This is a genomic window from Candidatus Flexifilum breve (assembly GCF_016713355.1).
Map to the genome: position 1 here is coordinate 144,505 of NZ_JADJPI010000039.1, position 14,751 is coordinate 159,255.

Here is a 14,751-nt window from a genome sequence, read left to right on the forward strand (position 1 = left end):
GATGCGCGAATCGCGTCCGCGTGCCTAGAAATGCGACGGACGCCCCGTTGGGCGTCCCTACAAGGGCTCAATTGGTAAGTGTATTTCACTGTCAACCGAATATGGGAACGGCGCGAGGAAAAGCCCCTCTCCGCTCGGAGAGGGGTTGGGGTGAGGTGAACTGACCACTGTCAACTGTTCACTGACCTAAGAGCTGTGCGACGCGCTGGATGATGTGCTCTGCGACATTGGCTTTGCTCGCCAGTTCGAGCGCTTCCTGGCCGCCGCGCGCGTCGAGGATCACGACGCGGTTGGTGTCCACGTCGAAGCCCGCATCTTTCGCCGTGATGTCGTTCGCCACCAGCAGATCCAGCCCCTTGCGTTCCAGCTTTTCGCGCGCATGGGCGATCAAATCTTCGCTTTCCGCCGCGAAGCCGACCACCACGCGCGGGCGATGTAGATCGCGCCGCCGCTCTTTGACTGAGAGCAGAATGTCCGGGTTTTTCTCCAGATGCAGCGTGAGCGGATCGCTGCCGCTTGTCTTCTTGATCTTCTGGTCAGAGATGCTGCGCGGGCGGAAATCGGCGACTGCCGCCGCCATGATGAGCGCGTCTGCGCCCGCCTGATGGGTGAGCACCGTCTGCTGCATCTGGTATGCCGATTCGACCGGGATGACCTGCACGCCATACGGGGCAGTCAGCCCCCGCGCCGCGCTGATCAGCATGACTTCGGCGCCGGCATCGGCGGCGGCCTGCGCCAGCGCGTAACCCTGTTTGCCGCTCGAACGGTTGGTGATGAAGCGCACGGGATCGAGCGGTTCGCGCGTACCCCCCGCCGTGATCACGAGGTTCTTACCCTTGAGCGCGCCGCTGCGCCCCAAGCGGTGGCGGATCGCGCCGATGAGCTTGGGGGTTTCGGGGAAGCGTCCCACGCCCACCAGACCCGAGGCGAAGCGCCCGGTTTCCGGCTCGATCAGCGTGACGCCGCGTCCCTGCAAAATGGCGAGGTTCTCCTGCACGGCGAGGCTGGCGTACATGTGACCATCCATGGCCGGGGAGATCAAAATGGGGGCAGTCGTCGCGAGAGCCGTAATCGCGAGCAAATCATCGGCGAGACCGTGCGCGAGTTTGGCGAGGGTGTTGGCGGTCGCGGGCGCGACGATCAGGAGATCGGCGCTTTCGGCGAGGCCGACATGGGCGACATGCGTCGGCAGCGATCCACCGCCGGAGGTCCACATGCTCGTGTAGACCGGGCGTCCGGTCACCGCTTGAAACGTGAGCGGCGTGACGAACTGCTGCGCGGACTCGGTCATGATGACGTCGACCTGCACGCCGAGCTGCGTCAATTTGCTGGCGAGATCCACCGCTTTATAGCAGGCAATGCTGCCCGTCACGCCGAGAAGTAGGCGTTTACCGTCGAGCAGCGTAATGCGTTCGCTGTCCATGCGTGCTCCATCTGTGCAGAAGGATACGCATCGATTGTACCGCTACACGGTCGGATCGTCCGAGTCCAACTGCGCGCGCACCAGCCACGCCAGCGCGACGGCCAGCGCCGCGGCATCCCGCCACTCGTCTTGATCGAGGCGTTCGGGGTAGCGAGCACGCAGAATCTTGCCGACGATAGTGGACAAGTGAAACAGGGCTTCGCGGTTGAACGCGCTGAATTTGAGCGGGAGGCCATCGGGGTCGCGCATTTCGCGGCGCACAATGCGCAGCGTTTCGGCGTACAGTTCGGCGCTGAGCAGTTGGGTGATGTCGTCTTCGGAGAACAGCGGCGGGGCGTCGAGGCCGCTCAAATCGAGGTCATGGTTGATAAAATCGCTAAAACTCGTCAAGGAGTTGTCCGGCATTCCACACTCCAGTTATCTAGGGATATGGAGAGTTTACAATGGTTCACGCCGGACGTCAATTATAACTTCAGCGCCCGCGCCTGCCGCGCGAATGACCGCCAGCCGAGCACAATCGACACGGCAGGCAGCCAGATCACGCCGTAGGCGGCGAACAGGCTGACGAGGATCGAAATGCCGTCGGGATCGGTGCGTGGCAGCAAACAGCCGGTCATCACGCCGACGAAGAAAGCCACCGCCGGGAGAAGCCCGCCGGGCAGCCGCTGGGCGGGCAGGCGGTCGAGCAGCATGGCGCCTTTGACGCGCTTCTGAAACCAGAGGATCGCCGTGCTGAAGCCGACCAGCACGAGGCTGGTGATCGCCGCCACGCCGTCGATGCGCCCCTGCGCCGCGTGGAACAGGATCAGCGCCGCGCCGATGACACTGATGATCAGCCAGCCGAGCGGCGACAGGCGATAGTCGGTTGGGGGATCGGGCTGCTGTGCTAGCGCCGACAGCGCGAGGTACACGACCACGCCGACCGCAAACGTGCTGAGCGCGGTGATCAGCGGGGTTGGTTCGGCGGTGCCCCACAGCTCGACAGGCGACCAGCGTGCCCACACCCCCGCCGCTACTCCGACCAGCAGCGCGCCGCCGAGGTAGAAGAGCGAATTGCGCCCGCGCAGAAACGTGACCAGCGCGATCAAGCCGACGAGCGCGTGCGCGCCGAGCGCCCGCGTGAACAGCGTGCGCGGCATGTCGATCAGTGCGGTGGCGGGGTGAATGAACACCGCCGCCAGCAGCCCATAGATCCCGGCCAGCGTGAGCAGCGCGAACACATCGCGGGCGCGGAAGCGCGCCGCAAGGTCGAGCAGCAGCGCGCTGATGGCATAGTAGCCGGGCAGCGTCAGCCAGTCGAGTGGAGATAGGATCGGTGTCCACAGCAGCCCGGTCGAGCCGAACCACAGGAGCGCCGCCAGCAGCAGACGCTGCCGCACGAGGGGCGAGAACACGCCTTACTCCGGCTTGATGGCGACAACCTGCGAGACGTGTTCGGCTTCGCTGTTGCGCAGCACGCGCCAGTCGCCGAAGTAGCCTGCGAGTTCGCCCTGACCGAGCAGAAAGTCGCGTGGGGCGTCCGGGACGAGGTTGGCGCACCGGGTATTGAACGATTCGTAGATGATGCGCCCGCCCGGTTTGATTGCGCCGCGCAGCATCGGGAAGAGTTCGCGGCGCAGGAAGCGGACTACGCACACGACATCATAGGTGTTCGCATCCAGCTTCAGTTCGTCGATATCGACTTGAATAAAGTTGACATTGCGTAGGCCGCGTTCCACGGCTTGGTCCTGCGCCCGGGTGAGCGCCGTTCGGCTGATGTCCATCAGATCGACGACATAGTCCTGGGCCGCCAACCACAGCCCGTTCTGCCCCAGCCCGCATGCGAGATCCAGCGCGCGAAAGGTGCGCCCCATGCCGTGAATCGGCGGCACGTACTGAAAGAGCAGCGGATCTGGATACGGGTACGGAAAATTGGCGGTTTCGCGGTAGATAGCATCCCACCGCACACGATCTTTTGCGGACATTAATCCCTGCCTGCGTAAAGTGGAATAAAGGCAAGCGCGTTGGGGACGGCTTGCATGGCCTCGGCATCGCCGGGGTAGAGGTTCGCCTTCGGGTTGCGGCGGCGGCGTTCATGCAGCGCATATGCATCGCGCAGTGTGACGAAATCCGGCGTGGTGTCGAGCTGCAGACACGCCAGCACGCGGCGAATCTGCTGGCCGTTCGGCGTGCTCCAGTCGGTCGTTTTGAGGAGATCGCCTGCGTCGCCCGCCTCCGCGCCAACTTTGCCGAGCACAGTGGCGCTCATGCGGTTGAACAGCTTGCCGACCTGCCGCGGATCCAGCCCGCTGGCCATTTGGCGCACGTCGTCCGGCAGCGCGTCCAGCGGCACACCGCCCACGGAGTCGGTGCTGGTCGCGTCAAATGGCGCGGTGAGCGCCCGCTCGCTGCACGGGTAATCCGCCAAGGCGGTGACGGAATCGGCGAGCAAAGCATCGACATAGACCCGCAGTCCAGTTCCCTCCAGTGATGCTTCGATCACGCGGGGGAAAGCGGGCAGCGCGAACGTCAACGGCTTTTCCGCGATCACGCGCACCCAATCCCCCTGCGGTGGTGCAATGAATAACCGCACCGCATCCGGGTAGACGCGCCCCGGCATGAGACCGAACGCATTGAATTCAGTGTAACCAAGTTGGAGTAAACTGTCGCGTAAGCGGGTCGCAATGGTTGGCTGGTCGGTGTGATTGACGTATAGGTTATACCATGCGACCATCGCCGCTCCTAAAGCATCGTGAAAACATTATTGCAACATATACCATTTTAACTTGAGATCGCACACCAATACGTCCAATTGGTATCATCAGTGTGGATGAAGCGGTGTGCAGTTTGTAAGACTTCTCAGACAGATATGTTAACTGTAGTGCAGCTCGCAGGAAAAGGAAAGACGATGAAGATTTACACGAAAACGGGTGATGACGGGACGACCAGCCTGTTCTCTGGCGGGCGCGTGCCCAAACATCATCTACGCGTGGAAAGCTATGGCACGATCGACGAACTCAACTCCACGCTGGGGTTAGCGCGCGCGCAGCAGCCAACCGCGGGAACAGACGCTTATCTCGCCCGTATTCAGCATCAGTTGTTCAACCTCGGCGCGGACCTCGCCACCCCGCTTGACGCGCCTAACAGCTATGTCGTGCGCATGGACGCGGCGACTGTCGCCTGGCTGGAACAGGGCATCGACCAGATGACAGGCGAACTGCCACCGCTCACTTATTTCATCCTACCGGGGGGGACTGCCGCCGCCGCCGCGATTCACATGGGGCGGACGGTGTGCCGCCGCGCCGAGCGCGTGATCACAGCGCTGGTGGAACACGAACCCATCGGCGATCAGGTGCTGCCCTACGTCAATCGCCTGTCGGATTTTCTGTTCACGCTGGCGCGCTGGGAGAATCATCAGGTTGGCGGTACAGATGTGCGCTGGACGCCCTAAAAATGGCCTTGCGAAAGTTTTAGTGTAGGGGCAGACCTGTGTGTCTGCCCGGTTTCGGGCGCACACACAGGTGTGCCCCTACATCCGTTCGTGGATTTGTTTCGAGAACCTACTTTAGTACATGAGATACTTGCTAATCGATCTTCATCTCGCTGAAGCGCGCGGCGACCACCCCCGGCGGGGAATAGACCGTCACGAAAATTTCAACCTCGGCGGGCAGATCAAAGGCGTAATCGGTCGCAAGCGTGCGCCAATCCTTCGCGTCGACGCTGTACGCCAGCGTGTACAACGTGCCCGCCCGCGTCAAGCGGAAGTAAACATCGTCTTCGCCCTCTTCATAGGGCAGCCGCTCGATTTCGGTTGTCGTGCCCGCTTGCGTCGCGCTGACGACGATGTCGCCCCCCTCACGCACAATGCGCAGCCAGTGCGTGACGTCTTGCGCCGCGCGCACGCCGAGCCCTGCGCCGTTTTCCACCGCCAGCGGATCGAAATTCATCTTCACTTGCGCGGCGAAATCGCCTGCAGTGGCGTAGGCGAGCACGGGCGCAGTAGTGATCGCATCGCGCTGATCCGTCTGCGCGTCAGCGATCAGCGTGACGGTGTTCGCCGCGGCGTCGATGCTGTGCACGAGGCCGCCAGCGCTGCCCTGATACCATGTCCAAACTGAGCTAAACGTGTAAGGGTCGCCCGCCGCGCCGAAGGGGAGGTATTCCGAACCCAGCAGTTGGTAACCAGTCGCCAATTGGCGCACGGCCCGCTGGATGAACACGGGGCAATTCGTGTACTCTCCTACCCACGCGTCGATGTCCGCCGCCTGAGCAAAGGAGACAATCACCGCCTCGCGCGTACAGGGATCGTCCTGCGCGCGAAGCGGTGCCGCTGCGATAAGCAAACCGATGGTAAACAGCGCCAAATGTTTGAACATACCGCACCTCAAAAACTAGGAACCGAAGGTCGTTTAGTCTCCCGTCGCCGGTTCGCGCGCAGCGCGCACAACGTTGAGCATGTCGTCGACGCGGCTGAACTTCACGCGCGGGCGACCTGAAGCCGTCCCGTTGGCGACTTCGGCCTCATCCAGCTTCTGCCATTCGGCAAAGCTGATGAAATCGACGCCGCGTTCGCGCAGCACGCCTTCGACGGCCGCGCGGGAGGGCGCAGACGGCGTGAAGCTTGACCCCGCCTTGGCGTCTTCCAGCGCCTGATCAATCGTTTCCTGCGAATCGGGTTTGTTCGTGCCAATGATACCGGACGGGCCGCGCTTGATCCAACCTACGGCGTATTCGCCCACCGCCACTGACTTATCCGCGTTGAGGATGCGCCCCTTCACGTTGGGGATCACGCCGCCGCGTTCGTCAAACGGCACGCCGGGCAGCGCCACACCTTTGTAACCAATCGAGCGGAAGACCAGATCAATCGGCAGGGTGATCTTTTCGCTGGTCGCGCGCGGGCGCAGCGTCCCATCGTCGGCCTTGTACAGCTCGTTCTTGACCAGTTCAATCGCTTCGACGTTCTCCGTGCCAAACAACGCGGTCGGTGACAGCAGAAACAGCATGTGAATGCGCTTGCTCTTGCCCGCAGGCGTCTGCGTGGAATAGCGCATGAGCGTTTGCGTGTTGCGTTCCGCGTCGCGGTCGCCGCTGGTGAGCACGTATTCGCTGCTCAGCGGGTCGAGTTCGGCGGTTTCCGGCGACACGATCACATCGGCGTCGTGCAGTTCGCCGAGTTCTTTCAGTTCCGGGTTGGTGTACGCGGCTTGCGCCGGCCCGCGCCGACCAATGATGTAAATGTCCTTAACGTTACTCGCTTTGAGCGCTTCGAGCGCGTAATCGGCGATATCGGTTTTGACCAGCTCATCATAGGTGCTGGCAAGGATGCGCGCCACGTCCATGGCGACGTTGCCGTTGCCGATGACCGCGACCTTCTCTTTGGAGAGGTCAAACTGGAGTTCGCGGTAGTCGGGGTGCGCGTTGTACCAGCCGACGAATTCGGTCGCTGGGTGGCTGCCGAGCAAATCTTCACCGGGGATGCCCATGCGGCGGTCGGTTTGCGCGCCAACGCCGAACACCACCTGATGATAGTGCGCGCGCAGATCGTCAATCGTCAGGTCACGCCCGAATTCGACGTTGCCGTAGAAGTGGAAATTGGGGTTGGCCGCAATGCGATCATAGACCTTGGTGACCGTCTTGATCTTGGGATGATCTGGTGCGACGCCGCCCCGAACCAAGCCGTAAGGGGTCGGCAGACGCTCAAACATGTCGATCTCCACCGCGAGACCGCTCTTGAGGTAATGCTCGGCGGCGTAAAACGCCGACGGGCCCGATCCGATGATTGCTACGCGCAGAGGAGTCGCCGTTGTCCCCAGAGTCATGTCTATCTGTCTCTCATCAGCAAAAACACATGCCGCCCATTGTACCATTCTTCGCAATCTACAGACGTAGGAGGTGCAATTGATCAGGGGTGGGAGGTAATCATTGACGCGCGCGGAAAGAAAACGGGGTGCACAATGTGCACCCCGCCCGGAATTGATGTCGTTTCTGCAGCGTTACGAGGTGGTAGGCAGGTAGAACCCGAAGCTGCTGCCCTGCTTGTACACGCTCTTGAAGGTCACCTTGCCGCCGTGGCGCTCGATGATGTTCTTGACCAGATGCAGCCCCAGGCCTGTACCGCCGATCTTGTAGGTTTCGTCGGTGGGGACGCGGTAGAACGCCTGAAACAGCCGCTCCTGATCCGCTTCGGGGATGCCGTAGCCAGTATCGTTGACCTGAAACAGCAGGAAGTCGCCCTTATCGTGAATCTGCACGCTGACGCTGCCGCCCGCCGGAGTGTACTTGATCGCATTCGTGAGCAGGTTTTCGATGGCTTCGCGGAGCTGGCCGGGGTCGCCATTCAGGTTGTACGCGCGGCCTTCATCGGCACTAAAGGTGTAGCTAAGGTTGGCGATGTCCGCATGGTCGCGGTTGGTCTCAAACACTTCGTGCGCCAGCAGGCGGAAATTCACCGTCTGGTAGTTGTTGGCGGGATCGCCCGTGATGCGTTCCAGCGCGAGAATGTCTTTGATCAGGCTGAGCATCTTCTGGCCGCTGCGCAAAATCGAGGTGACGAATTCGCGGTGATGTTCCGCGAGTTCTTCGCCTTCTTCCAGCATGAGTTCGCTGTAGCCCATGACCAGCGCGAGCGGGTTGCGCAGGTCGTGCGCGGCGACGCGGATCATGTCCGATTTCACCTGCTCCAGTTCGACCAGCTTTTTGTTCATCGCGGCCATGTCCTGAAGCTGCTGCGCTTGCAGCAGCGCGATCTGCTGTTCCGCGCGGCGCTGCGCTTCATGCGCGTCGATCAGTTCGATCTCCGTCATCGCCGATGTGGCCAAGTCGGTCAGGGTGTCAATTTCCGCCTGTGTCCAGGTGCGCGGCTGATGATCAATCACGCATAATGAGCCGATGGCGATGCCGTCGGCAGTCACCAGCGGGATACCCGCGTAGGCAATCGCGTTCAGCTCACGGATGGCGAGGTTGTGCTGAACGAGCGGCTGTTCCCGCGTGTCGCTGATGATGAGCGGCGCGTTCGACCGCACGACATGCTGGCACAGGGAGTGCGACAGCGGCGTCTCACGCTGGCTGGCCCACGGTTCAGGCAGGCCGATCTGGCTTTTGAAGAACTGTCGGTCGTGGTCAAGGAGCGTCACGAGCGAAACCGGCGAATGCAGCAAGCGCGCTGCCAGCCGCGTCAGCCGATCAAACGAGGGATCGACCGGGCTATCAAGCAGGCACAGGCGCTTCAAAGCGGCAAGGCGAACAGAGTCGGTGCTGGAGAGTTGGGTGTCTGTGTACACTTCTGTAATATCTCGGACGTTCTTGACAAACATTACGACAGTATCATACACCGGTCGTAAGATTTATGACATAGATTTTTCGTGAATTTTGTACCTACGACTCGCGCAGGGGCAAAACTAAGTCTTTGCGAAAATCGGTCAGACTTAGCAATTCGCCGCTGTTGGTGATGTAGAACGTGTCCTCGATGCGCACGCCGAAGCCCTGCTCCGGGTAATACAGACCGGGCTCAATCGTGATCAGGTTGCCTGCGACCAGTTTATCCGGCGACAGATGGCCGATACCGGGGCGCTCGTGAATGTTCAGCCCAACGCCATGCCCGAGGCTGTGCACATAGCCGACGCTCGTGCCCGGCGTGCTGCGCCCGGTGGGATGCCCCGCCGCTTCAAAGTGATCGAGCACCGCTTCCTGCAGCTTTTTGGCTTCGATGCCGGGGCGGAAGGTCTCGACGGCGATGTCGAAGGCATCCATCACCTGCTGGTAAACCCGCTCGACTTCCGGCGACGCGTAGCCGATCGACCACGTGCGCGTCATGTCATGGTGGTAGCCGCCGCCCAACTGGCGCGGGAAAATGTCGAAGACAATGGCCTGCCCGAGCTGGAGCGCCATATCCGCTTCGCCACGGCTGTGTGGGAAGCCGCCATCGCGTCCCTGCGCGAAGATCATATCGGTGTCTTCGAGGTCACGGTCGAGCAGAGCGCGGCGCACAAAACGCTTCACGTCGCCAATGGTGAGCGCCGAGCCATCCGTCTTGACGACGGTTTCGCCCGCAGCCCGATGTCCGCTGATGAAATCCCACGTCGCGGCGACGACTTCGGTGGTACGCTTGGCCACCGAGCGGATGATGGTGAGTTCGGCCTCGTCTTTGGTGATGTAGGCTTCGTCGAAGAGCGTCATGCCCGTTTCGCCAACAAACTGATAAACGGGATAGGTTTCGCTCAACAGGCGCGTGAATTCGATCTGCGAGTGCAGGTTGCCCACGCCATAAATCCCCACGCGCCCGCTCGTGATGCCGAAGCGTTCCAGCATCGCCCCCCACAGCGCGATTCCGGCTTTCGTCGCGTCACCCTTCGCCTCGCTGACCATCTGCGCATAGCCGAGGTCGGAATAGGAGAAGACCTGTAGGCCGCTCTTGGCCGCTTCTTCCGTCTCCATGCCGTTGACGACCATCACCGCATCGCTGCCCTGCTTCTTGATGATGTAGCCACCGGTCACATGCGCGCCATTGGACAGATAGCTGCGCGGCGGGTTGTCGTGCGCTTCGCCGGTGACGACGATGGCCGTCAGGTGGCGCGCCGCCATCAGTTGATCGAGATCAGATTTCATGAGGGTTCTCTCTATCGCATCAGGGCGGGTGTTGATGGGGTGCAATGAACGCGGCACGACGCGGCGGGATCTACGCCTGCCGAGGCTGCTGCTTTCAACATCCGACTGCCGTTGAAAGCGCAGATTATAGCGTTGAATCTCCAATGTCGAGGAATCCGGTTTGCGCTGACCGCACCACAAAGGGCCAAACCCGGGGGGGGGGGGGGAGGGGGGGCCCGGCCGGGGGCGGAGCGCGCACAGAGGCGCCCCCCCCCCCGTTCGGGGGGGGGGTTCGGGAACACGCCGAAGAAAAGGGGGAACCAAAAAAAAAACGCCCCCCGGCAGGGGGGGGGGGGGGGCGGTTGGGGGGGGGGTCCTGGGCAAAGACCGGCTGTCCCCCAAAGGAAAAAGGGGGGGGGGGGGGAGGGGAGAGGGGCGGGAAAAAGGGGGACCCGCCGGGGTTGGGGGGGTGGGGGGGCGGGTTTTTGTGCGCCCCCCCCCAAAAAAAAAAAATTTTCCCGGAGGGGGTTGGCCCCCCCTGGGCCTTTTTTGTTGTTTTGGGCCCCGGGCCCAGGGACCCAACCCAAAACAGGTGGGGGCGGGGGGGGAAAAAAAACCGGGCCCCGCCCCGGGAGGCCGGGGGAGGGGGGGGGGGCGCGGGGGGGGGGGTGGGGGGGGGGGGGGGGGGGGGGGGGGGGGTGGGGGGGGGGGGGGGGGGCGGGGGGTAGGGGGGGGGGGGGGGGGGGGGGGGGGGGGGGGGGGGCGGGGGGGAGGGGGGGGGGGGGGGGGGGGGGGGGACCGCCCGCAGCAAGTCGTCGCCTTGCGTCGGGAGGATAGTCCGCGGATCAAACAGCACGCGCCCGTCCGCGATCCGCGCGATCACGGGAGGATCGGCGGCGCGGAGCTGCGCGGCGAACGCGTCCGCGTTGGGCGGCGTGAGCGCCAGCAGCGCGGTCGGCAGGGTCGCGCCGGGCAGACTCCCCCCGCCGACCATCGATCGCCTGTGATAACTTCGCCACCGAGCGTGTGCGCCCAGCTTTCCGCCGTCGCGCGCAGTTGATCGAGCGGCGCGGCGATCATCTGCCAGATCGGGATGTGCGTGAGCGCCTCGCCTTTGCGGTAGTGATCGAGTGTCGCCACCAGCGCGGCAATCGTCAGCTTGTCAGCGCGGACAGCGCGCGCCAGTGGATGCTGCTTCAACGCGGCGATCAACGGCGCTTTGCCCACGATGATCCCGGCTTGCGGTCCGCCGAGCAGCTTGTCGCCGCTGAAAGCGACCAGATCCGCGCCCGCCGCGAGACTTTCGGCGACCGTCGGCTCGTGTTCCAGTCCGTAGACCGCCGTATCGAGCAGTGCGCCGCTGCCGAGATCGTCCAGCAGCAGCAGGCCGCGCTCGTGCGCCAAGCCCGCCAGTTCAGCCAGCGGCGCAGACTCTACGAAGCCGATCTGGCTTGAAGTTGGAGGCATGCGCCCGCAGCAGCGCCGCCGTCGCCGGGGTGATGGCGCGTTCATAATCGCTCAGGCGCGTCTTATTGGTCGTGCCCACTTCGACCAACCGCGCGCCGCTCTGCGCCATCACGTCGGGGATGCGGAAACCGCCGCCGATTTCGACTAACTGCCCGCGCGAAATGATCACATCGCGATCTTTGGTCAGCGCCGTGAGCAGGAGCAGCACCGCCGCCGCGTTGTTATTGACCACAAGCGCCGCTTCCGCCCCGGTCAGCGTTGTGAGTGCGCGTTCCGGGTGCGTCAGGCGGCTGCCCCGCTTACCCGTCGCGAGGTCGAATTCAAGCGTGCTGTAGCCCGCCGCCACACCGATCATGGCGGCTTGCGCGGCCTCCGACAGCGGCGCGCGCCCCAAATTGGTGTGAATGATGATGCCCGTCGCGTTGATCACGGGGCGCAGCGACGGCGCAAACTGCGCATGCAGCGCGACCGCTACCGCATCGAGCAGGGCATCCGCGGTCAGCAATGGTGATGCACCGGAGCGCAGTTCCGCCCGCACGTGATCGAGCGCGCCGCGCAGCGCCTCCACCGTGGCGGCGCGTCCGTAGCGGGCGATGAGCGCCGTGCCGCCGGGTGCGGTAATCAATGCATCGACCGCGGGCAGCGCGCGAAAAGGGTTGTCTGTCATGGGTGAGTTACCTCTTAGTCGCCCCTCACCCCAACCCCTCTCCCACGCAAGCGAGGAGAGGGGCGGCTTGGCGAATACGTTTGGCTCCCCTCCCCGAATTCGGGGAGGGGCCGGGGGTGGGTGACTTTCATCTTACCGCTGATTGACAGGCCGCGCATTTGCTGCTATTCTAGTTAAAATGAACATGTTCACTAAAGCACAATGACTGACCTGACACCGAAAGCCCAGCACACCCGGGCGCTGATTCTCAAGACCGCGCTCGATCTTTTCGCCGAGAAAGGCTACGAAGCCACCACCATGCGCGACATCGCGCAGGCGGCGGGCGTCTCGCTCGGCCTCGCCTATCGCTATTTCGCCAGCAAGGAGTCGCTGCTGCTGGTGCTCTACGAGCAGATGTCGGAGGAGACGAGCGCCGCCGTCGCCGCACTGCCGCCCGCCACCATTGCTGACCGCTGGTTGGCGCTGATGACCGCTCGGCTCGAACAGGCCGCGCCGCATCGCGCATTGTTCGGCGTGCTGTTCGGCGTGATCATGACGCCGGGGACAAGCGCGGCGGTGCTCGGCGCAGAGGCGGCGAGTATGCGTGCCAAGGCCGAAGCGGCCTTCATCGATCTGGTCAACGGGGCGACGGACAAGCCGAAACCGGCGGTCGCGGAGGATCTCGGCAAGCTGCTCAACGCGCTGCACTTTGTGGTGATTCTGTTCTGGCTGCACGACAAATCGGAGGGGCAGGCATCGACACAAGCGCTGCTCAAATTCATTCACGGTTTCGCGCCCATGCTGCGCGTGAGCCTCAACCTGCCGCCGATGGCGGGAAATCTCAAGCGCTTCGTGCGCATCATCGACGGGGTCTTTGGATAGACCTGACTATGTGCCCCTCTCCCACGCAAGCGGAGAGAGGGGCGAAAGCGGCGAGCTAGCGGCGCGCTAGGATGCGCTCAGGTGTGTCTACAGACTGCAAATTGAAGATGGCTGAGCCATTTTCTTTTTTGCCCACAAAAATGAACATGTTCACTATAGGAGAAGAAACATCATGAAACACGCAGTGACCGGCGCTTTCGGCTATTCAGGCAGTTACATCACGCGGCACTTGCTGGCCGCGGGCGCGGACGTGCGCACGCTGACCAATTCACCGCGCAAAGCGGACTCGCCGAACATTCCGACCTACCCGCTGACTTTCGGCGACTCGCTGGTCGACTCGCTGTACGGCGTCGACGTGCTGTACAACACCTACTGGGTGCGCTTCAATCACCAAAAGTTCAATCATCAGTCAGCGGTCGAAAACACGCTCAAGCTGTTTGAAGCGGCGAAGATCGCGGGCGTCCGCCGCATCGTGCATGTGAGCATCACCAACCCGGATGAAAGTTCGCCGTTCGAGTATTTTCGCGGCAAAGGTGTGCTCGAACGCGCGCTGATCGCGAGCGGTCTATCCTACGCAATTTTGCGCCCAGCAGTGCTGTTTGGCGGTGAGGATGTGCTCATCAACAACATCGCGTGGCTGCTGCGGCATCTACCCGCCTTCGGCGTGTTCGGCGACGGCAGCTACCGCCTCCAACCGATCCACGTGGATGATATGGCGTGCCTCGCCGTTGAACAGGCGTACAACCGCGAGAAGGTGATCGTCAACGCCATCGGCCCGGAGACCTTCACGTATCTCCAGCTCGTCAAGACGCTGCGGGAGATCCTCGGCCTGCGCCGTCCGATCCTCCACGTGACGCCGGAGATCGGCTATCAGGCGGGCAAGGTGATCGGCGCGCTCATGGGCGATGTGACGATCACCCGCGAAGAGATCGGCGGGTTGATGGCGGATTTGCTGTGCGTCGACGCGCCGCCGACTGGATCGACGCGGCTCACCGACTGGGCGCGGACAAATCACGCCACGTTGGGTACACGGTACGCGAGCGAGTTGGCGCGGCGGTAAAAGCCGACCACACCCCGTTTCGCTGCGCTCAACTGCCCCTCTCCGGAAGGCGAGGGGCAAGGCCACAGGCGACAATCGACGAAATTGTCGGACGCACCGTTGCGCATCCCTTAGCAGGCGGGGTCATGATTTGTCCACGGGTAGTGGAGCGTCGCCTTATCTACAGAGGTGAAAGCTACTGCTCGTTGCCCATTTCGCGGGAGCGCAGGAAGACCTCGATCACGCCGAAGGCCAGCGCGAGGAAAAACATGATCGGCACGGTGAGCACGCGCGGAATTTGCAGCCATGCGCACGTCACGACGAAAATGCCGATCCACACGCTCTGGCGAACGATCACGCCGCCGGACGGGAGCGGGCGCGTGATCGGCGTGAGGCGGATGTTCAAATAGCGCACGAACGGCATGACCGTCCCGGTCACGGCGATGTGCAGCAGCACGAAGAACAGCCAGCGCTGCCCCACCCGGGGAATTTGCGTGGTGACGAGGGTATACAGACCGTACCAACCGACGATGATCATCAGGAGGGCGGCGAACAGCACGCCCGCATAATCGGGCGGAAGTTTGGTCGAGGGCGGTGATTGTTTCATAATGGTCATTATACCTGTGAGCGCAACTTGTGCTAACCTCGAAAACAGTGATATTGAATGTCCTCATCCCAGCGCCTCGCCCACACGAGCAGATCGGGGCATAACGGCGCGACTGCCGTCTCCCC

14 protein-coding genes and 1 pseudogene are annotated in these 14,751 nt (G+C 62.8%); 3 read left to right on the top strand and 12 right to left on the bottom strand.

Features of this window, described 5'->3' with window-relative positions:
• Positions 1 to 178: 178 nt before the first annotated feature.
• From coaBC to IPK17_RS37070, 5 genes are read right to left on the bottom strand one after another with little or no spacing between them, the layout of a single operon-like run.
• A complete protein-coding gene (gene coaBC / locus IPK17_RS37050; protein WP_343422776.1) occupies positions 179 to 1,423 on the bottom strand; it encodes a bifunctional phosphopantothenoylcysteine decarboxylase/phosphopantothenate--cysteine ligase CoaBC in 1,245 nt (414 codons plus the stop codon).
• A 42-nt stretch (positions 1,424 to 1,465) separates the two neighbouring features.
• Positions 1,466 to 1,828, bottom strand: a complete 363-nt coding sequence (locus tag IPK17_RS37055) for a hypothetical protein (protein WP_343422777.1) — start codon at positions 1,826 to 1,828, stop codon at positions 1,466 to 1,468.
• 59 nt (positions 1,829 to 1,887) lie between these two features.
• Complete coding sequence (locus tag IPK17_RS37060; RefSeq protein ID WP_343422778.1) at positions 1,888 to 2,817, bottom strand: hypothetical protein; 930 nt, start codon at positions 2,815 to 2,817, stop codon at positions 1,888 to 1,890.
• A 3-nt stretch (positions 2,818 to 2,820) separates the two neighbouring features.
• Positions 2,821 to 3,387 carry a class I SAM-dependent methyltransferase gene (locus tag IPK17_RS37065; protein WP_343422779.1) on the bottom strand — a complete coding sequence of 189 codons (567 nt, stop codon included), beginning with the start codon at positions 3,385 to 3,387 and terminating at the stop codon, positions 2,821 to 2,823.
• Positions 3,387 to 4,136 carry a hypothetical protein gene (locus tag IPK17_RS37070; RefSeq protein ID WP_343422780.1) on the bottom strand — a complete coding sequence of 250 codons (750 nt, stop codon included), beginning with the start codon at positions 4,134 to 4,136 and terminating at the stop codon, positions 3,387 to 3,389. Before IPK17_RS37070 ends, IPK17_RS37065 begins: the two co-directional genes overlap by 1 nt.
• A gap of 174 nt (positions 4,137 to 4,310) precedes the next feature.
• On the opposite strand from IPK17_RS37070, the gene IPK17_RS37075 reads away from it, so the two are divergent.
• Positions 4,311 to 4,853, top strand: coding sequence for a cob(I)yrinic acid a,c-diamide adenosyltransferase (locus IPK17_RS37075; RefSeq protein ID WP_343422781.1), 543 nt, complete (start codon positions 4,311 to 4,313; stop codon positions 4,851 to 4,853).
• Between the two features lie 133 nt (positions 4,854 to 4,986).
• On the opposite strand, the gene IPK17_RS37080 is transcribed toward IPK17_RS37075, so the two are convergent.
• From IPK17_RS37080 to selA, 6 genes and pseudogenes are all read right to left on the bottom strand, one after another.
• Complete coding sequence (locus IPK17_RS37080) at positions 4,987 to 5,778, bottom strand: beta-xylosidase family glycoside hydrolase (protein ID WP_343422782.1); 792 nt, start codon at positions 5,776 to 5,778, stop codon at positions 4,987 to 4,989.
• Positions 5,779 to 5,811: 33 nt separating this feature from the next.
• Positions 5,812 to 7,221 carry an FAD-dependent oxidoreductase gene (locus tag IPK17_RS37085; protein ID WP_343422783.1) on the bottom strand — a complete coding sequence of 470 codons (1,410 nt, stop codon included), beginning with the start codon at positions 7,219 to 7,221 and terminating at the stop codon, positions 5,812 to 5,814.
• A 174-nt stretch (positions 7,222 to 7,395) separates the two neighbouring features.
• The gene (locus tag IPK17_RS37090; RefSeq protein ID WP_343422784.1) at positions 7,396 to 8,682 is read right to left on the bottom strand and encodes a GAF domain-containing sensor histidine kinase; all 1,287 of its coding nucleotides are present in this window, start codon (positions 8,680 to 8,682) and stop codon (positions 7,396 to 7,398) included.
• 94 nt (positions 8,683 to 8,776) lie between these two features.
• Positions 8,777 to 10,006, bottom strand: coding sequence for a M24 family metallopeptidase (locus tag IPK17_RS37095; RefSeq protein ID WP_343422785.1), 1,230 nt, complete (start codon positions 10,004 to 10,006; stop codon positions 8,777 to 8,779).
• A 124-nt stretch (positions 10,007 to 10,130) separates the two neighbouring features.
• Positions 10,131 to 11,497, bottom strand: a pseudogene (locus IPK17_RS37100) (aminotransferase class V-fold PLP-dependent enzyme).
• Positions 11,400 to 12,119, bottom strand: a complete 720-nt coding sequence (selA, locus tag IPK17_RS37110; RefSeq protein ID WP_343422786.1) for an L-seryl-tRNA(Sec) selenium transferase — start codon at positions 12,117 to 12,119, stop codon at positions 11,400 to 11,402. The pseudogene IPK17_RS37100 and the gene selA overlap by 98 nt, the downstream one beginning before the upstream one ends.
• Positions 12,120 to 12,320: 201 nt before the next feature.
• Between selA and IPK17_RS37115 the strand changes: the two genes are divergently transcribed.
• Positions 12,321 to 12,980 (top strand): TetR/AcrR family transcriptional regulator, encoded by a 660-nt coding sequence (locus IPK17_RS37115; RefSeq protein WP_343422787.1) that lies wholly within the window; start codon positions 12,321 to 12,323, stop codon positions 12,978 to 12,980.
• A 172-nt stretch (positions 12,981 to 13,152) separates the two neighbouring features.
• Positions 13,153 to 14,040, top strand: a complete 888-nt coding sequence (locus IPK17_RS37120) for an SDR family oxidoreductase (RefSeq protein WP_343422788.1) — start codon at positions 13,153 to 13,155, stop codon at positions 14,038 to 14,040.
• Positions 14,041 to 14,215: 175 nt separating this feature from the next.
• On the opposite strand, the gene IPK17_RS37125 is transcribed toward IPK17_RS37120, so the two are convergent.
• Complete coding sequence (locus IPK17_RS37125; RefSeq protein ID WP_343422789.1) at positions 14,216 to 14,626, bottom strand: hypothetical protein; 411 nt, start codon at positions 14,624 to 14,626, stop codon at positions 14,216 to 14,218.
• Positions 14,627 to 14,751: the final 125 nt, after the last annotated feature.

Bases quoted from the DNA above. Each gene is read 5' to 3' on its own strand.
- IPK17_RS37070 (WP_343422780.1), bottom strand. From the start codon at position 4,136: ATGGTCGCATGGTATAACCTATACGTCAATCACACCGACCAGCCAACC.
- IPK17_RS37125 (WP_343422789.1), bottom strand. From the start codon at position 14,626: ATGAAACAATCACCGCCCTCGACCAAACTTCCGCCCGATTATGCGGGC.
- IPK17_RS37115 (WP_343422787.1), top strand. From the start codon at position 12,321: ATGACTGACCTGACACCGAAAGCCCAGCACACCCGGGCGCTGATTCTC.
- IPK17_RS37075 (WP_343422781.1), top strand. From the start codon at position 4,311: ATGAAGATTTACACGAAAACGGGTGATGACGGGACGACCAGCCTGTTC.
- IPK17_RS37055 (WP_343422777.1), bottom strand. From the start codon at position 1,828: ATGCCGGACAACTCCTTGACGAGTTTTAGCGATTTTATCAACCATGAC.
- IPK17_RS37085 (WP_343422783.1), bottom strand. From the start codon at position 7,221: ATGACTCTGGGGACAACGGCGACTCCTCTGCGCGTAGCAATCATCGGA.
- IPK17_RS37120 (WP_343422788.1), top strand. From the start codon at position 13,153: ATGAAACACGCAGTGACCGGCGCTTTCGGCTATTCAGGCAGTTACATC.
- IPK17_RS37095 (WP_343422785.1), bottom strand. From the start codon at position 10,006: ATGAAATCTGATCTCGATCAACTGATGGCGGCGCGCCACCTGACGGCC.
- IPK17_RS37065 (WP_343422779.1), bottom strand. From the start codon at position 3,387: ATGTCCGCAAAAGATCGTGTGCGGTGGGATGCTATCTACCGCGAAACC.
- selA (WP_343422786.1), bottom strand. From the start codon at position 12,119: ATGACAGACAACCCTTTTCGCGCGCTGCCCGCGGTCGATGCATTGATT.
- IPK17_RS37080 (WP_343422782.1), bottom strand. From the start codon at position 5,778: ATGTTCAAACATTTGGCGCTGTTTACCATCGGTTTGCTTATCGCAGCG.
- coaBC (WP_343422776.1), bottom strand. From the start codon at position 1,423: ATGGACAGCGAACGCATTACGCTGCTCGACGGTAAACGCCTACTTCTC.